The 16,130-nt window shown below is 42.3% G+C and carries 11 protein-coding genes; 8 read left to right on the top strand and 3 right to left on the bottom strand.

Features of this window, described 5'->3' with window-relative positions:
- Nucleotides 1-223 precede the first annotated feature (223 nt).
- The 5 genes from J3U75_RS08225 to J3U75_RS08205 all read left to right on the top strand — a co-directional run bounded on the left by J3U75_RS08225 (nt 224) and on the right by J3U75_RS08205 (nt 6,689).
- The gene (locus J3U75_RS08225) at nt 224-1,000 is read left to right on the top strand and encodes a ferredoxin--NADP reductase (RefSeq protein ID WP_267391459.1); all 777 of its coding nucleotides are present in this window, start codon (nt 224-226) and stop codon (nt 998-1,000) included.
- A 111-nt stretch (nt 1,001-1,111) separates the two neighbouring features.
- A complete protein-coding gene (locus tag J3U75_RS08220) occupies nt 1,112-2,029 on the top strand; it encodes a lysine exporter LysO family protein (protein ID WP_267391458.1) in 918 nt (305 codons plus the stop codon).
- 1,573 nt (nt 2,030-3,602) lie between these two features.
- Entirely contained in the window at nt 3,603-4,871 is a 1,269-nt protein-coding gene (locus J3U75_RS08215; protein WP_267391457.1) for an MFS transporter, read from the top strand.
- 21 nt (nt 4,872-4,892) lie between these two features.
- Nucleotides 4,893-5,717: an amidohydrolase family protein gene (locus J3U75_RS08210; protein ID WP_267391456.1), complete on the top strand. Its 825-nt coding sequence runs from the start codon at nt 4,893-4,895 to the stop codon at nt 5,715-5,717.
- A 420-nt stretch (nt 5,718-6,137) separates the two neighbouring features.
- On the top strand, nt 6,138-6,689 hold the full coding sequence (locus J3U75_RS08205) for a hypothetical protein (RefSeq protein ID WP_267391455.1): 552 nt from the start codon (nt 6,138-6,140) through the stop codon (nt 6,687-6,689).
- A 257-nt stretch (nt 6,690-6,946) separates the two neighbouring features.
- Here the strand turns inward: J3U75_RS08205 and J3U75_RS08200 are convergent, their stop codons facing one another.
- Nucleotides 6,947-8,365, bottom strand: coding sequence for a KAP family P-loop NTPase fold protein (locus J3U75_RS08200; protein WP_267391454.1), 1,419 nt, complete (start codon nt 8,363-8,365; stop codon nt 6,947-6,949).
- Nucleotides 8,366-8,862: 497 nt separating this feature from the next.
- Between J3U75_RS08200 and uvrB the strand changes: the two genes are divergently transcribed.
- The gene (uvrB, locus tag J3U75_RS08195) at nt 8,863-10,890 is read left to right on the top strand and encodes an excinuclease ABC subunit UvrB (RefSeq protein WP_100139657.1); all 2,028 of its coding nucleotides are present in this window, start codon (nt 8,863-8,865) and stop codon (nt 10,888-10,890) included.
- A 68-nt stretch (nt 10,891-10,958) separates the two neighbouring features.
- Here the strand turns inward: uvrB and J3U75_RS08190 are convergent, their stop codons facing one another.
- Entirely contained in the window at nt 10,959-11,249 is a 291-nt protein-coding gene (locus J3U75_RS08190; RefSeq protein ID WP_267391453.1) for a hypothetical protein, read from the bottom strand.
- Between the two features lie 39 nt (nt 11,250-11,288).
- Between J3U75_RS08190 and J3U75_RS08185 the strand changes: the two genes are divergently transcribed.
- Both J3U75_RS08185 and mqo read left to right on the top strand, forming a co-directional pair.
- Complete coding sequence (locus tag J3U75_RS08185) at nt 11,289-11,528, top strand: hypothetical protein (protein WP_267391452.1); 240 nt, start codon at nt 11,289-11,291, stop codon at nt 11,526-11,528.
- Nucleotides 11,529-11,913: 385 nt separating this feature from the next.
- Nucleotides 11,914-13,437 (top strand): malate dehydrogenase (quinone), encoded by a 1,524-nt coding sequence (mqo, locus tag J3U75_RS08180; protein WP_267391450.1) that lies wholly within the window; start codon nt 11,914-11,916, stop codon nt 13,435-13,437.
- Nucleotides 13,438-15,430: 1,993 nt separating this feature from the next.
- Here the strand turns inward: mqo and J3U75_RS08175 are convergent.
- The gene (locus J3U75_RS08175) at nt 15,431-15,913 is read right to left on the bottom strand and encodes a hypothetical protein (protein ID WP_267391449.1); all 483 of its coding nucleotides are present in this window, start codon (nt 15,911-15,913) and stop codon (nt 15,431-15,433) included.
- Nucleotides 15,914-16,130 lie beyond the last annotated feature (217 nt).

Raw genomic sequence — 16,130 nt, 5'->3', positions numbered from 1 at the left:
AACTGGCAGTCTGTTGCTGTATTGGCAGAAGCCTGTGCTAAATGTTTCCTGTCAACTGAAATGATTAAAGTGATTACTCTAAAACCCATTGAACCGCGCATCAAATTGTCTTAAAATTCACACCTTACGCCAGCGCCGACAGCAAAAATGCTTATTCAGACATCAGGCTGGCGTATTTTCGGTTTACGCTAAAAATACCGCTTTCCTTAATCATGGATTATTAATGGCAGCCTACAACACTCAAAAAGTCCTGTCCGTACATCACTGGACAGATGCATACTTCACATTTACCTGTACCCGTGACGAATCTCTGCGTTTTCAGAATGGCCAGTTTGTCATGATTGGTTTGCTGGTGGATGGCAAACCGCTAATGCGTGCTTACAGTATTGCCAGTGCCAATTGGGAAGAAGAGCTGGCTTTTTTCAGTATTAAAGTACAGGATGGCCCATTAACCAGTCGCCTGCAACACCTGAAGCCGGGCGATGAAGTGCTCGTTAGCAAAAAGCCCACTGGCACATTGATTGCTGGTGATCTCAATCCTGGTAAAAACCTGTATTTGCTTTCTACCGGTACCGGTTTAGCACCGTTTCTCAGCGTCACCAAAGACCCTGATATCTACGAGCAGTTTGAAAAAATTATCCTGATTCACGGCGTACGCTACCAGAAAGATTTGGCCTATTACGACCACTTCACCACCGAACTGCCTAATCACGAATATCTGGGTGAGATGGTGCGCGAAAAACTGATTTATTATCCGGTGGTATCACGTGAAGACTACATTCATCATGGACGCTTAACTGATTTAATGAAATCAGGTAAACTTTTCACCGACATTGGCTTACCGCCGATCAATTCCGCCGACGACCGAGCTATGATTTGCGGCAGTCCGGAAATGCTCAAAGATTGCTGTGACACCCTCAATAGCTTCGGGCTATCCATTTCCCCGAAAATGGGGCAGCGCGGTGACTATGTAATCGAGCGCGCATTCGTAGAGCAGTAAAGCTAAACCAAACGAATTCGGCAGCAGCCATTGTCAGTCAATGTGCTGCTGATTTTATTTAGTCTGGCAGCCATATCATGCTACTCATTTAACTGCACCTTAACCGCGACTATGCAAAATCTGCTTACTTTGTTCATCATCTTGATTCCGCTGTTTGCCGGATTTTGTATTCCTGTGCCTGCCCGTGCCGTTAGCTGGCTGAATATCGGACTCTCATGGCTGGTGTATTTGATTTTATTTTTGATTGGTCTGTCACTGGCACAAGTGCCCAATCTAGGTGCCGAGCTGGCCGTCATCAGCTTTACCGTAGCAGTATTATTTGTCTGCCTTATAAGTACCAATCTACTGCTGTTTATCTGGTTTGACCGCCGTTACCCGTGGCATCTGCAACGGCAGCAGACCGCCACCCAGTCTGGTGATATCAGCATTATGGGTAGCTTAAAACAGGTAGCCTGTCTGCTGCTCGGGTTGACCGCCGGCCACTTTTTTTCTTTTAGCTGGTTAGGCAATCCGCAGGCTGCTGTCAACAAGGCACTGATTATTCTATTGCTGCTGGTGGGAATGCAGTTGCGTAGTTGCGGTATTACCTTGCGACAAGTATTTCTGAATCGCCGTGGTGTGATTTGTGCCGTTTTGTTCACACTGGCCAGTCTGCTTGGCGGTCTGCTGTTTGCACTGTTGATGCCAAACGTATCCATTAGCAAAGGGCTGGCACTGAGTAGTGGATATGGCTGGTATTCGCTTTCCAGCATTATTATGAGTAAATCCTATGGAGCCGTGTGGGGCAGCATTGCCATGTTCAATGATCTGGCACGCGAATTCTTTGCCCTGCTGTTTATTCCTCTTCTGATGCGACGCTATCCTACTGCAGCCGTCAGCATCGGCGGCGCCACCAGCCTTGATTTTACCTTGCCCGCGATACAGGCTTCCGGTGGAATCAGCGCTGTACCATTGGCCATCAGCTTCGGCTTTATTGTTAACCTCACCGCACCGGTGCTAATGGTGTTTTTTTCTTCGCTGAATTTTTAGTGTAAAAATTTTGTTGTTTAGCTGTGCGATTGACCAAAATAGCCGTTCCATTTTTTGTATCTAAAAAATAGTTATCATGTTTATCAAGCGTGTATACACCAGAAAATAACGCATTACCGTATCAATACTCAAAATAGCCGCTGGCCAGAGGGAATCGGTTGCCGTAAAAAAGGTGTTTGAGTTCACTGCATTACATGGATATTATCCATTACAATGTCTTTGCCCAACATTATTTGGATTATTTTAAAGTCCATAAATAATGGCATAACCCAAAATTTTTTGTCTACAAATGACATCTATCGTTAGGTTAATGTTACATTTAAATACAAAACAAATTACGCCTATATCAATACGACTAATGTGTTTTATATCCCGTTTTTTACCACTCTATCCGTACTTAGAAAAATTATTTTCTTCACTTATCCAACATAGAAATTTTATGAATTGAAGATGATATTAATTGTTGGAAGAAGCTAAATCATATTCACAAGTAAAATAAATAACTTTAAAGAAAATTTTGTCTGGTTTAGGTTTAACTCTTTCTATTAAATTTCAAAATATTTTCTAATTTGCATTAGCAATTGATTATTAATACCTACCTTGAAAGTATTTATTAAATGTTTGTGTCAAAGTTCAAACCATTTATCCAGATTTTATATTTCTGATTATTCATAATAAAATTATTAATAAGGTATTTTAAACTGATAATACTAAATATATATTATAAATATATAATTTACGAAATTATATTTTATAGAATTATATTCAAGCAAAACTAATTAAATCCCTTTTTTAAATCATTTATTTTGACAAAACTTATTTTAAGTATTAATATTTTAATGTTTAATTTAATAAATATAATGTAAAAATTGAAAACACAAACTGTGGGAGAACAGCAACCAGACAGGAGGAACAATCTGCCGGATATCATCCGGCTAGCTATTCCGGCCGCAATAAAAAATGTTGCCTTAGATTTGGAAACAACATACAGGTATCAATCCTGATTTATTGCAATATCATTTAAATTTCACCATTCTCCAGCGGCAGTCAACAGTGCCAGAAGAAAGCAAAGCCACAGTGAATATTATTAAATATTAAATTAATGATTTGAATTAGAATTTTATGTCAAATATATCGATATATGCGCAATTTTTAACGATATATAAAAATATGTACGCAAATAGATTGCAACAAATGAAATATCTTCATTAAAATTAAATGAAATTGCTTATTCCTAACCATAATTTACAAATACAGCTTCACGAATTAGACCTGCCGTTGCTCGTATTTAAGGCGCTGCATAGTATCTGAATGATACTCAGCCTGATTTAATCAATAAACTTCGATGAACCTATACGGTAAGAAAAGAGTTGATTAATAAGTTACTGAGTTTTAAAGATTCGAAAAAATCATTCTGCCTATTTGTTTTAGTTCAAATAAACAAAGCTTTTTTATTGGCTAAAAATGCTGTTAAGAGTAAATTAAAGGCATAAAGTTTTAAAAAAAACTTTAATCTGTAAGAAATTAATCAAAACGATATATTCTCAAAACTAGACAAAGAAAGAGAACCATCATGTTTATGTGGTATAAAAATGTATCAAGAAATGAGAGAAAAACTTTTTGGGCGTGTTTCAGTGGCTGGGCACTTGATGCACTCGAAAATCAGATGTTCGGATTGGTGATTCCCTCATTAATTGCCTATTTTGCCATTACCAAAGGGCAGGCCGGATTACTCAGCAGTGCGACATTAGTTACCTCAGCTTTGGGCGGTTGGTTTGCTGGAGCACTTTCCGACCGCTATGGACGCGTCCGGACACTGCAAATCATGATTGTATGGTTTGCATTTTTTACATTTCTGGCTGCATTTGTAACCGATTACCATTGGTTGTTAGCACTCAAAGCCCTGCAGGGTTTTGGTATTGGGGGAGAATGGGCTGCCGGAGCTGTACTGATGGCTGAAACTATCTCCAGTCAGTATCGTGGCAAGGTAATGGCTATTGTACAAAGTGCATGGGCTGTGGGATGGGGATTATCCGTAATCTTGTTTTCCATTGTATTCAGTCTGGCACCGGAAAGCATGGCTTGGCGCATTATGTTTGCTGTGGGTCTATTGCCATCGTTACTTATATTTTATGTTCGCCGGCATGTAGAGGAACCGGTCAAGCAGACAGTCGAAACATCAAAAACCGAAGAAAGGCAACCATTAGCTGATGCACTCTTCGGTATTTTTTCACCCAAGCTTATTCGCACCACGGTATTGGGTGGTTTACTAGGACTGGGTGCACATGGCGGCTATCATGCCATTATGTCGTGGCTGCCAACCTTTCTTAAAGAAGAACGCCATCTTTCGGTACTTAATTCAAGTGGCTATTTGGCTGTGATTATCGTTGCATTCTGGTGTGGCTGTATCGCTAGCTCGGTACTGCTCGACAAAATCGGCCGCCGATTCAATGTAGCTTGCTTTGCCATCTGTTGTGTAATTACCGTCCGCATCTATCTTTTTGTACCATTGACTAATACCCAAATGCTGTTTCTCGGTTTTCCACTAGGCTTTTTTGCCGCTGGTATACCTTCAAGCCTTGGTGCATTGTTTAACGAACTCTATCCGCAACAGTATCGTGGTGCCGGCGTGGGTTTTTGTTATAACTTTGGCCGCATACTTTCCTCAATCTTTCCGTTTCTGGTTGGTCACATGAGTGCATCTATGTCACTGGGTTCCGCAATCGGTATTGATGCCAGCTGGGCTTATTCAATTGTAGTTATCAGTGTATTGCTCCTGCCGGAAACCAAAGGCCGTGATTTAAAGCAGATCAATCAGGATGGTCAGATTTCCGATAAGTAGTATATTAAATAAGGTAAAAAAATGATTCAGCCAACAATCGGCAGAATAGATAGTCATGCACATGTATTTACACTGGATTTGCCGATGGTGGCTGGCCGGCGCTATACACCGGCTCAGAATGCGCCACTGTCTGCTTATCTGGCGCATCTGGATGCGCTCGGCTGCACCCATGGTGTATTAATCCAGCCAAGTTTTCTGGGTAGTGACAATAGCTTTATGCTGCAAGCGATAGCTCAGGCTGCCCCGAAGCTCAGAGGCGTAGCCTGTGTTACTCCAGATATCAGTTTGCCCGAATTGGAAGCATTAGACAGAAGCGGCATCGTTGGCATTCGTCTTAATGTTATCGATGGCACCCAGCCGGATCTGAATACTGCTGCATGGCAAGATTTGCTCGAAAAAATCAAATCTCTTAGCTGGCACGTAGAAGTGCATTGCCGCAGCAACAAACTCAGCTCCATTCTGGTGCCACTGCTTAGAAAGCAGATCAATGTGGTAATTGACCATTTCGGCCGGCCATCAGATTGTAATCATAGCCGTGATTACGGTTTTCAGCAGCTATTAGAATGGGGGCACAGTGGGCTGGTGTGGTGCAAAATCTCTGCGGTATACCGCACCTGTGCTCATGCGGACGAGGGTCATAAATTTTTAGCTGATACTATACCTAAGCTTGTGGACAACCTTGGCCGTGAGCGCCTGATGTGGGGTAGTGACTGGCCGCATACTCAGTATGAACAGCAGATTAATCCTGAATATCTGACTACACAGCTGAATATGTTGTTACAAGATGAAACACTGGCACAGGCCGTATTGTGGGACACTCCGGCTAAGTTTTTTAAATTTGTTTAAAACCAAATTCAGATTGATACAACTTCTTTTATGCTAAATATATTTCTGGGCGCAATGTTAGAAAAAATCTCTGTTTTGTTATGCTGAAGCAACCCTTTATCATTTAGACCAATTCTGCAAACAAATAGCGGTAAGGTGCCTTTATTCGGAAAATGATACAGAACATATTAGAAGACTGGTTTGTTATAAGTTTTGATGTATAAATTGAACAAATATTAGACACTTTTGGTTGTTATAACAGAGATAATTATAAACAGTAGCAAAATTGTTTATATATTAATTTTGGCTGTTGGATTAAATTTATGCGATGGGTTAAATCAGGGCAAAAGTTCTGAAATTTTATAATTGCGAAGCATATATTGCAGGCTGTATAAAGAAAGTATGGCTTAATCCACTCATATAAATTAGGAATATTCACTTATGAAAAAATTCATTTTAGCTTCTGCATTATTATTTGGGCTGTGTTCGGGCGTATTTGCTAAAGGATATAGCTATGATTCCTCTAACATCGAGGACTTGCCTGCACAATGCATAACCTTGGAAACGGTTTTATCAACCACCTATAATCAATATAATATGGCTTACAGAGGGCAGAGATCGCTGGCAGATGCTGATAGAGTAGTGGGTACTGAAATTGAAAAAGCTTTTTTAAAAGGCACACCTGATGAGTATCTGCTCAATAAAAATCTACAACAATTTACTATGATTAAAAGAAACGGGCTCGAAAACGAGATTGCTCGAAACAGAATTTACAATCTCACCGGATTGATGACGAGACAGGAATTAATCAACATCGCTAAAAAAATGAAAAAGAAAGCAATGAATGGTGGTTTGACTGATAAAGATTATCGTATGTATGATGAATCAGTAATTAACGATTGCCTTGCCAGAGTGAAAAAACATCCGGAAGGTAATAGCGGCTCAGATTACTATAAAGCCATTGATTATTCAAAACGCAAAGCCACCAAGTAATATATCCAGCCGCCAAATAGGCGGCTGATTATTTTATTAATAAATGGAAAGTATTAATCCAATATCGGATACCGGTGCTGGCAGCGGGGTAGGTTGGTCGCTGCAGCAATGATGGAGTCTTCACTCAAAGATACAAATACAATCGGCTTTTAGGCTGAGTCTAAACAGGTCCTTATTTTGTACATCTTTAGAGCCTTGCAGACGCTACACAATGTTGAATTTCTAATTCTTAAAATGAAATTTTATCAAGAATAAGTTCAAAAGCTGAAATTCGTTGAAATTTCAATTGCTTTTTTAATTTCTTGCAAAGTGGAAATACCAATTTCTTCGGTTTTACTTTTACGTAAACAATTATGTATAATTTTTATTTTTTCCTTATCAAGGTTAAATTTTTTCAAGTAATCAGTTATGGTTGATGTGAGTATTTCTACTGAGTCAGAACTAAAAATGCTCAAAAGTAAGCATCCTAAATACTCAAAAAAATTCAAACGGTTTTTATCTACCAAAGTATAATTTGAATCGATATTTTCTAAGACATTATTTATAAAAATAATCATATTATCATTATCTTCACTATCTAGATTATTATAAGTTTTATAAATATCTGGAACTTTTATTTTTATAATAATGAAAAAGAAGACTAGAATAAGTTCATTTGTACGAAAACGATTATGAGATCTTGCTACGATATTCAAAATATTACAAAATGCTTCTATTTCTCTTAATGTTAATTGATATAAATAAATAAAATCCCAAATAAATACTCTTATTGTAACGCCACTGTAAAATATTACATCTACAATGTTGTTGAGTGATAATTTTTCCAGTAAAGTATTAATAAATTTATTTTTATTTGGTATTGGTAATAAATAATCAAAATCAATAAACCGGCGCAGATAGCCATTTACATCCAGTCCTTGCCCATATACCGCCCGAATGGAATGCGCTAGCTGGCTTTTATCTGTGGCCAGTACAAAAATAATATTGTCCACATTAAACAAATGTTTGGCATTTTCCAGTACTTCAATTGCAAAATTGGGGCGGCAGCGATCCAGCTCATCAATAAAGATGACCAATGGTGTATCCTTGTTTCCATTCGCATAAGAACGGGCGAGTTCGCTGAGGGCTTCTTTGAAATTACCTAGGGTGTTGCGCGATTGTTTATACTGTCTAATGTGTTCTTGTACCAGCGACTCACTTAGGCTGCTCAGTGTTTTGGTTAACTCATCGCTATTTGTTAATCCGCTTGATACCGCTTTAATACCAAGATTGGCCAGAGTTGGTGCCGTAGCTTTGAGAAAATTTGCTGCAAATCCATAAATTTTCTTGATGGATTTTTCAGCTTCATTTTTATCCTGTATGGCCAGTTTTTCGGCTGCCAGATTAATCTCCCCAATCAAAGCAATTAGTGCATCATCAGTATAATCACTTTCCCATGCATTGAAATAAATAGTCGGAATAGATTGCTGATGCAAATATTTTTCCCACATCCTGATAAAAGTGGTTTTGCCTTGCCCCCAGCCGCCATCAATACACAGCACAATTGATTGTTCAAAGCTGGTGATAAACTTGGTGAGAATTTCAATATTGTCTTTTCTGTTCAGTACATCGTTCTGAAACGGATTATCATCAGGAATTTCGATAGGTACACATTTTTTCAGGCTGTTTTCACTCATTTCAGCTTATCCCCTGTAGCCAATTTGTTAGCGGCCAGCGGCCACTTTGTTTACTCTGATTTTGTATAGATTAGAACTGTTTATGTTGTATACAAGTCCGATATCATTGCATAGGTGCAGCACATTAGCGCAATATAAATATTTTAACAGTCAGATAGGCATAAAATATCGAATCAGCTCTGTATTCGGCCACTAAATTCCAGCGGCTTGTTGCAATCAGCTTTGCTAGTAGTAGCGATAAGCAGAACAACAGGCCTTGCATTTCAGTTGAGAGTATTAGTTCCATCTAATAATATGATTTGTAAGAAAATTATTATGAATAGTAAAGTCTGGTCACAGCCGTTGCTGAAATGCCCGATTGCGTTATAAATCCCCTGTGGCTGCTTGCTTTTTGCTATAGATGGCCTTATGTGTAGATTAAACCGCGCACTGCGGTTTTTTAGCCGTTATGAGCAGTGTTAATTTTTTGGATGAATTTATTTTCAGGTAGCAGACATATGGATGTGATTCAGTATCCCGGTAGTGTATTCAAATTGCACCAGCCGTTTCCACCGGCTGGCGACCAGCCAACGGCAATTGAGGGATTGCTGGAAGGGCTGGATGATGGTTTATCCAGCCAGACTCTGCTTGGGGTAACCGGCTCAGGTAAAACCTTTACCATGGCGAACGTTATCGCCCGTAGTGGTCGTCCGGCCATCATCATGGCGCACAACAAAACACTGGCCGCCCAGTTGTACGCGGAGATGCGCGAATTTTTCCCTGAAAACGCCGTCGAATATTTTGTCTCCTACTACGATTACTATCAGCCGGAAGCCTATGTTCCCAGCCGCGACCTTTTTATCGAAAAAGATTCGGCCATCAATGAACACATCGAACAGATGCGCCTGAGCGCCACTAAAAGCCTGATGCAGCGGCAGGATGTTGTGATAGTTGCCACTGTGTCTGCTATTTACGGTATTGGCGACCCTAATGAATACCATCAGATGATTCTGCACCTTAAAGAGGGTCAGAAAATCGACCAGCGCGACATCATTGCGCGACTGGTAGCGATGCAATATGAACGCGGAGACATCGACTTTGCGCGTGGTTCTTTTCGTGTACGTGGTGACGTGATTGATATTTATCCGGCCGAAAGCTCCGAGCTGGCACTGCGCGTAAGTCTGTTTGATGATGAAGTTGACCGCATGCAATTATTCGACCCTGTATCCGGCAGCTTGCAACAGCGTGTCGGCCGCTACACCGTATTCCCCTCCAGCCACTATGTCACCCCACGTGATACGGTACTGCGTGCCTGTGAACACATCAAAGAGGAGCTGGGCGACCGCATCAAATGGTTTACCCACGAGGGGCGGCTGGTTGAAGCCCAGCGCATAGAGCAGCGTACGCGCTTTGATTTGGAAATGCTGTACGAAATGGGTTTCTGCAAAGGCATTGAAAACTATTCTCGCCATTTTTCCGGCAAACCTGAAGGCGAACCGCCACCCACTTTGATGGACTATCTTCCCAAAAACGCACTGATGTTTATCGACGAGAGCCATGTCACCGTCAGCCAGATTGGTGGCATGTATAAGGGTGATGCTTCGCGCAAGCAAAATCTGGTCGATTATGGTTTCCGCTTGCCTTCGGCACGAGACAACCGCCCATTGAAGTTTCACGAATTCGAGCGCGTGATGCCACAGACTATTTTTGTTTCTGCTACACCGGCGAAATATGAAGAAGAGCACGCAGGGCAGGTGGTCGAACAGGTGGTGCGCCCCACAGGTCTTGTTGACCCAGAAATCATCATTCGCCCTGTGGCCACGCAGGTAGATGATTTACTTTCAGAAATCAATATTCGTCGTGAAAAAGGTGAGCGTGTACTCGTCACCACTCTGACTAAACGCATGGCCGAACAGCTTACCGATTACTACGCTGAGTTAGGCGTTAAAGTTCGCTACTTGCACAGCGACATTGATACTGTTGAGCGCGTCGAAATCATCCGCGACCTGCGACTTGGATTATTCGATGTACTCGTCGGCATCAACCTGCTACGTGAGGGGCTGGATATTCCCGAAGTTTCACTGGTGGCCATACTCGATGCTGACAAGGAAGGCTTCCTGCGCAGCCACCGCAGTCTGATTCAGACCATTGGCCGTGCCGCGCGTAACGTCAACGGCAAAGCCATTCTATACGCCGACAAAATCACCGACTCTATGAAAGCGGCGATAGACGAAACTGAGCGCCGACGTGCCCGCCAGATACAATTCAATACTGAACACGGTATCGTACCGCAGCAGATAAAAAAACAGGTACGTGACCTCATCGATGGTGTGTATCACGACGAAAACGGCGGCAAAGGCCGAGGCCGCAGTAAACTCAAAGTTGGCGAAATCCATACCGAAGACGATGCGGTTAAAGAGATTGCTAAACTCGAAAAAGCCATGCAGGCAGCCGCCCGTGACTTACAGTTTGAAGAAGCAGCCCAGATACGCGACAAAATTCGCGCCATCAAAGAAAACCTGCTCTTCGGCGCCAGTGACACCTGAATGACAAATGTTTCCGGTATCGGCCGGTGTATTGCCATCCAATAGTGGTTGGCGCTGCCCAAAAAATACTAAGCCGGCCGTACTCGGAGCATAAAATTTCCGCCCTTAGCGCCACAGGTATATACTAATCTAGCTATCTCTATACGTGCCGGCCGCTGCCGCCCAGCACCGGCACACCATACTGGAGCCATACTATGCAGCTCTCGCATCGCCAGCACTTGCTGGCTCTGGCCAGACTTCCCGCGCTGCTTCTGCAAACCGCCGCCAGCGTAGTGTGTACCGCAATATTTTGCTCCATCCTCTTCATATGGCGAGTAAGTAGCGAGCTGCCACTGCATCCCGTCAACCTGCTCAACCACAACGATATTCGCCTTATCCTAATATTACTCTGCGGCTGCATGCTGTTTGCCTTTCTACCCTCACTTCTGTCTGCCATCCTCAGCAGCTACCTCAGTCACCACCTGCCACGTCTCATCATCAGTGCCGTAGCCGCCGGCACCGCTTTGTTAACTGCCCTGATACAGAACTGGCTGTTTGTCTGGCCGCTAGACTGGTTGCCCCTGCTCCTCAATGCACTGGCGGCCGGACTTAGTGCACTATGCTTTGCCAATGTAAAAATACTAGCAAAAAAACATTAGTTATCAGGCTGTAATTATCTGCACTCTCGCCATTACAGCCGGCTGTTATCGCAAATCTTCAATATCATCATACACATAATCGGCTCCCGTTCCTAAGCTGGTGTAGCCATCACCTGCTGTTATCAAAAAATTTCATCGTCATCATAACAATCGTCAAACAGCAAAATAATCAACCAGCTAATCGTTGCAAAACCAGCATAGCCGCGCCAGAACTAAATTTACTATTGCTGAGGACAAGTAAAAGTGCTTAAATTAAGCACTTATTATTGTCAATGATTTAAGTCAAAAACACATAAATCACACCAATAGTGAATACTTCTTTGTGCTAACTTCCAGATAAACACTTATCAGAACAACCTGAAGAGAAGAGAGAAGAGTTTGCGTTATGAAAAACACCAAATGCGATAGCTCAGCAGACGTCGTACTCATTGGCGCCGGCATCATGAGCGCAACACTGGGAACATTTCTCAAGGGGTTACAGCCAGACTGGCAGATAAACATCTACGAACGCCTTGCCGATGTAGCCGCCGAAAGTTCCGATGCATGGAATAATGCCGGTACCGGCCACTCAGCCCTGTGCGAACTCAACTATACACCTGAGCTAAAAGACGGCACAGTTGAAGTATCCAAAGCCATCAAAATCATCGAGCAGTTCGAGCTGTCCAAACAGTTTTGGGCCTCACTTGTTGACGCCGGCATGATTTCTGACCCTAGCGAATTCATCCGCAGCGTTCCTCACATGAGTCTCGTGCGCGGTGAAAAGGATGTAGATTTCCTACGCAAACGCTACCATGCCCTGCAACAATACCGCCTGTTTCAGGACATGCTCTACACCGAAGACAAACAACAAATCAGCCAGTGGGTACCCCTTATGATGCAAGGACGTGACAACAGTGAGCCCGTTGCCGTCACTTGGTCAGACCTTGGTACCGACGTAAACTATGGCTCTTTAAGCCGCCTCTTAATCAACAACCTTACCGAACACGGTTGTCACCTGCATCTTCAGCACGAAATTATTGACCTCCGGCAGGAAAATGGCCGCTGGGTGCTTGACATCAGAGACCTCTCTACCAATACCCGTCAGCAGGTATCTGCTCGTTTTGTATTTATCGGTGCTGGTGGTGGTTCCTTGCGTTTGCTACAGAAAAGCCAAATCAATGTCAGCAAGGGCTACGGCGGCTTTCCTGTATCCGGACAATGGCTAGTGTGTAAAAACCCTGAAATCGTCCGCCGCCATAATGCCAAAGTCTATGGCAAAGCCTCCGTCGGTGCTCCACCTATGAGTGTGCCACATCTGGATAAACGCGTGATTAATGGCGAAGAAGCCTTACTTTTCGGTCCTTTTGCCGGCTTTACCACCAAATTCCTCAAACGTGGTTCCTTCAAAGACCTATTCAAAACCCTCAACTTTGCCAATATTCGTCCCATGCTCACCGTTGGCATGCACAACCTCGGCCTCGAACACTACCTCATCCAGCAAGTTAGATTAAGCTTTGCCGACCGCATGAAAGAATTACGCACCTTCTATCCTGAAGCTCGAGATGAAGACTGGCAGCTTGCCATCGCCGGCAATCGAGTGCAGGTGATTAAAAACGATCCACACAAGGGTGGTGTGCTTCAGTTTGGCACCGAGCTGGTAAAATCCGCCGATGGCACTCTTGCCGCTCTTTTAGGAGCCTCCCCCGGAGCCTCCACTTCCGTATCCATTATGCTTGAGTTACTTGAACACTGCTTTCCCGCTCAAGTGGCTGGCGATTGGTCTTCAACCCTACATAAATGGATACCTAGCTATGGCCAGAAACTCGAACACAATCCCGAGCTCGTACAGCGCATCCGCGACTGGACCCTCAAGTCGCTAGGTCTGCATATCCCTGCCAGACACACACCCACTCAGCCTGTCCATTCATAATAATAACGTTGCCATAAACTACCTGACCAAATTCTAAGAATTTGGTTTTTTTTCATCTGTAACCCTCATACATCCCATCACAGTAACACTGACTACCAAAGTTTTGCATGCCTCTAACGCAGCAGCTACTTTAAGTTTTAGTGCTTCGACGTCTTTAATCCCGAAAAGTTTTTCACCGTATTAAGGGGGATGAAATGATTAATAAAAAGTTGGTTTTACCATTATATTTAGCGTGTCGGCATCGCCCTGAATTGAGGAAATTGGCCATAACAAGTTTTGTGTTAGCTAGGCACGCAGCAACTAGAAACTGACTTGTATTTGCGTCATTAGAAAATAAAAAAATCAGAAGTCATAAAAATTCTAGAAACCAGACAGAAATTGTAAAAGGTAAAGGTATCAGAAAGGGTACACCATACTTATTAGTTAGGGGCACAAAAAGGCAAGCGAAGCAGGCAAAGATAATATCAGCAACAAGCGAGTGGTGTATAAGAATGAAATGTGTAAGCAACTCAATCTTGATGGCATTTAGCCGGCCAGGCTTAGCAAATTTCTCCTCAGCATCGTCAGAAAAATTTATATTGGCAACAAAGGTTAAAATTTAATAGAAGAAAGCCATAAATTGATGGTTAGATACCTGCATGAATTTCATCTCGAAAACATGCATTCCGGCATTTTTTGATTGACACTTATTTGCCTAAGCAGAGACAGGCACTTTCACCACAAAAGATTGAAATAATAAAAAAAGTATTGCTAAGTTTGCTGAATTAGCAGTACTCTCAATACAGCGTTTCATTAACGCTGACTTCGCCCCAACGCCATTGCATTGATATCAGTGCAGTGGCGTTTTATTGTGTACATTGCCAATATCACTCTTTTTGAACAGATTATAGTGTATTAATGATATTGGTATAATCAATCCCGTGGCTTTGCTTCAGCTTCTATTTATCAAAATATATCTTAATGGATAAAATACAAATAAAATATCGAATATAATTTAGCATAATAATATGCCATAGGGTTTTAGGTTGAATATAAGTACTAAAGTAATCAATCTCTATATTAAAGATAACTTTTTTTCAAAATTTCTAGAATATATTTGAAAATAGATATTTTACATAAAATATACAAATATAATATTATTTTTTAAATTATCCAGCATATTATCGGCTATTCCGGCTATCATCTCTTGCAATTCGGCTTCAAACCTATTGTCTGAATTACCTTCGGCAAAAACTAATCCTAAATATGTTCATTAAAAGCACTCGTATACGATTGTGAAAATATGTACAGTGATCCAATCAACGACAACAGAATACAGGGTGCCAGAAATGGGGATGCTTACGAAATCGGTAAAAAATAAATGTGCATTCACCCTTGGTTCTTCTTATCTGTGAGAAAAGTGGGAGCAGAAGCATGGTCGTGTATACATCATGGGACGCGCTACTGTATTGAGAGTGGTGGATTAAGTGTTTAAATTTATTAAGATTAATAATAAGAAAGAAATGGTTATATTATGCCATATGCTAAAAAATATTTAGCTGATGTTTACCTTACCGCCCTCATCACCATTTGCCAGCGATGATTTTGGCAGGGTAAAAAATATCACCGTGCATTTTCTGGCTTGTAATCAGATTTTCATTACCTACGCTAATATTAAGAGGGTAGAAATACGCCGATGCATTCTAAGCTATTTGCCAAAAGTTAAAAGCTATGCGTGCCACGACCAAGTTTTAAATCCACGGCTGATTATCGGCGCAATTAAGCCAGGTTCGAAGCCATCAAGAAAGATGGCGAAAACATCGCACAGATGATTATACCGGCATATAGAGGAATTACTACAGCAAGGCAAGCTGCAGGCAGCTTCGAAGTAGACTGCGATGTATGCTGACTATGGGCGGTATTGCCACCAGCACCAGCATGAGCCGACCTTGTGGCACCGGCGTAAAGCTACCTCGCAAAGTCAGACTGATATGCCGTGGCGTAGGTATATGGTTTAGTTTTCTGTGCGGGGCTGCTTTAGTGCTTTTTGCTGTTGGTGCGGAGCTGGCTGGCTGCTGATAATGTTTTTCTCACTGGAGAGGGTGTTAAATAAGGCACGGAAGTTTTGCACGGTAAAGGGGAAGGGTTTGCGCACACCGGCAGGCGGAATGGTGAATATGGTGTGACCAGGGTTGGTATTTTTAAGGCGGATGATATTTCGAACTGAAGCAAAGATGATGAGGGCAATGCTGAGTAATAACGCGGTTTTAGCAGCGATTCGAATTGTTTTGATACGGTTTTTTCTGCGGATGGTTGTTGCTGGATGGAAGTAATAGTGGCAGACTCGGCTCTGCAGTGAATGAGAAGGTGATGATGTGGCAGCGCTATGCTTAGCGTCAGCAGTGTGGTTATTAATGGGTGCCTGTTGGTTGTCGGTTTTGTGTTGCCGTTGTTCGGGCTGTGGCTTTAGCTTGCGGATGTTGTCTGTTGTTCCCATGTTTTGTCCTTTGATGCTGTGCCTGCTGTTGTGTCTTACTCGCGGTGGTTGCGAACGGTGTGGCACAGTGCTGCTTTAATTGAATTAGTTGCCGTCCTTATGCTGTACCCACCAATTTTTAGGCTTCGTTTTGAAGCGATAAATTGCGGGGAGCCCAGTATTTTTAGCAGTTTGTTGTTGTGCTGATGCAGCGTGAATGTAAGTAAGATTTAGTTAC

It is taken from the genome of Snodgrassella sp. B3088, assembly GCF_026535815.1.
In the GTDB taxonomy this organism is placed as follows: Bacteria; Pseudomonadota; Gammaproteobacteria; order Burkholderiales; family Neisseriaceae; genus Snodgrassella; species Snodgrassella alvi_E.
Note: the sequence above shows the minus strand (reverse complement) of the source record. Positions and strands in the feature narration are given on the sequence as shown.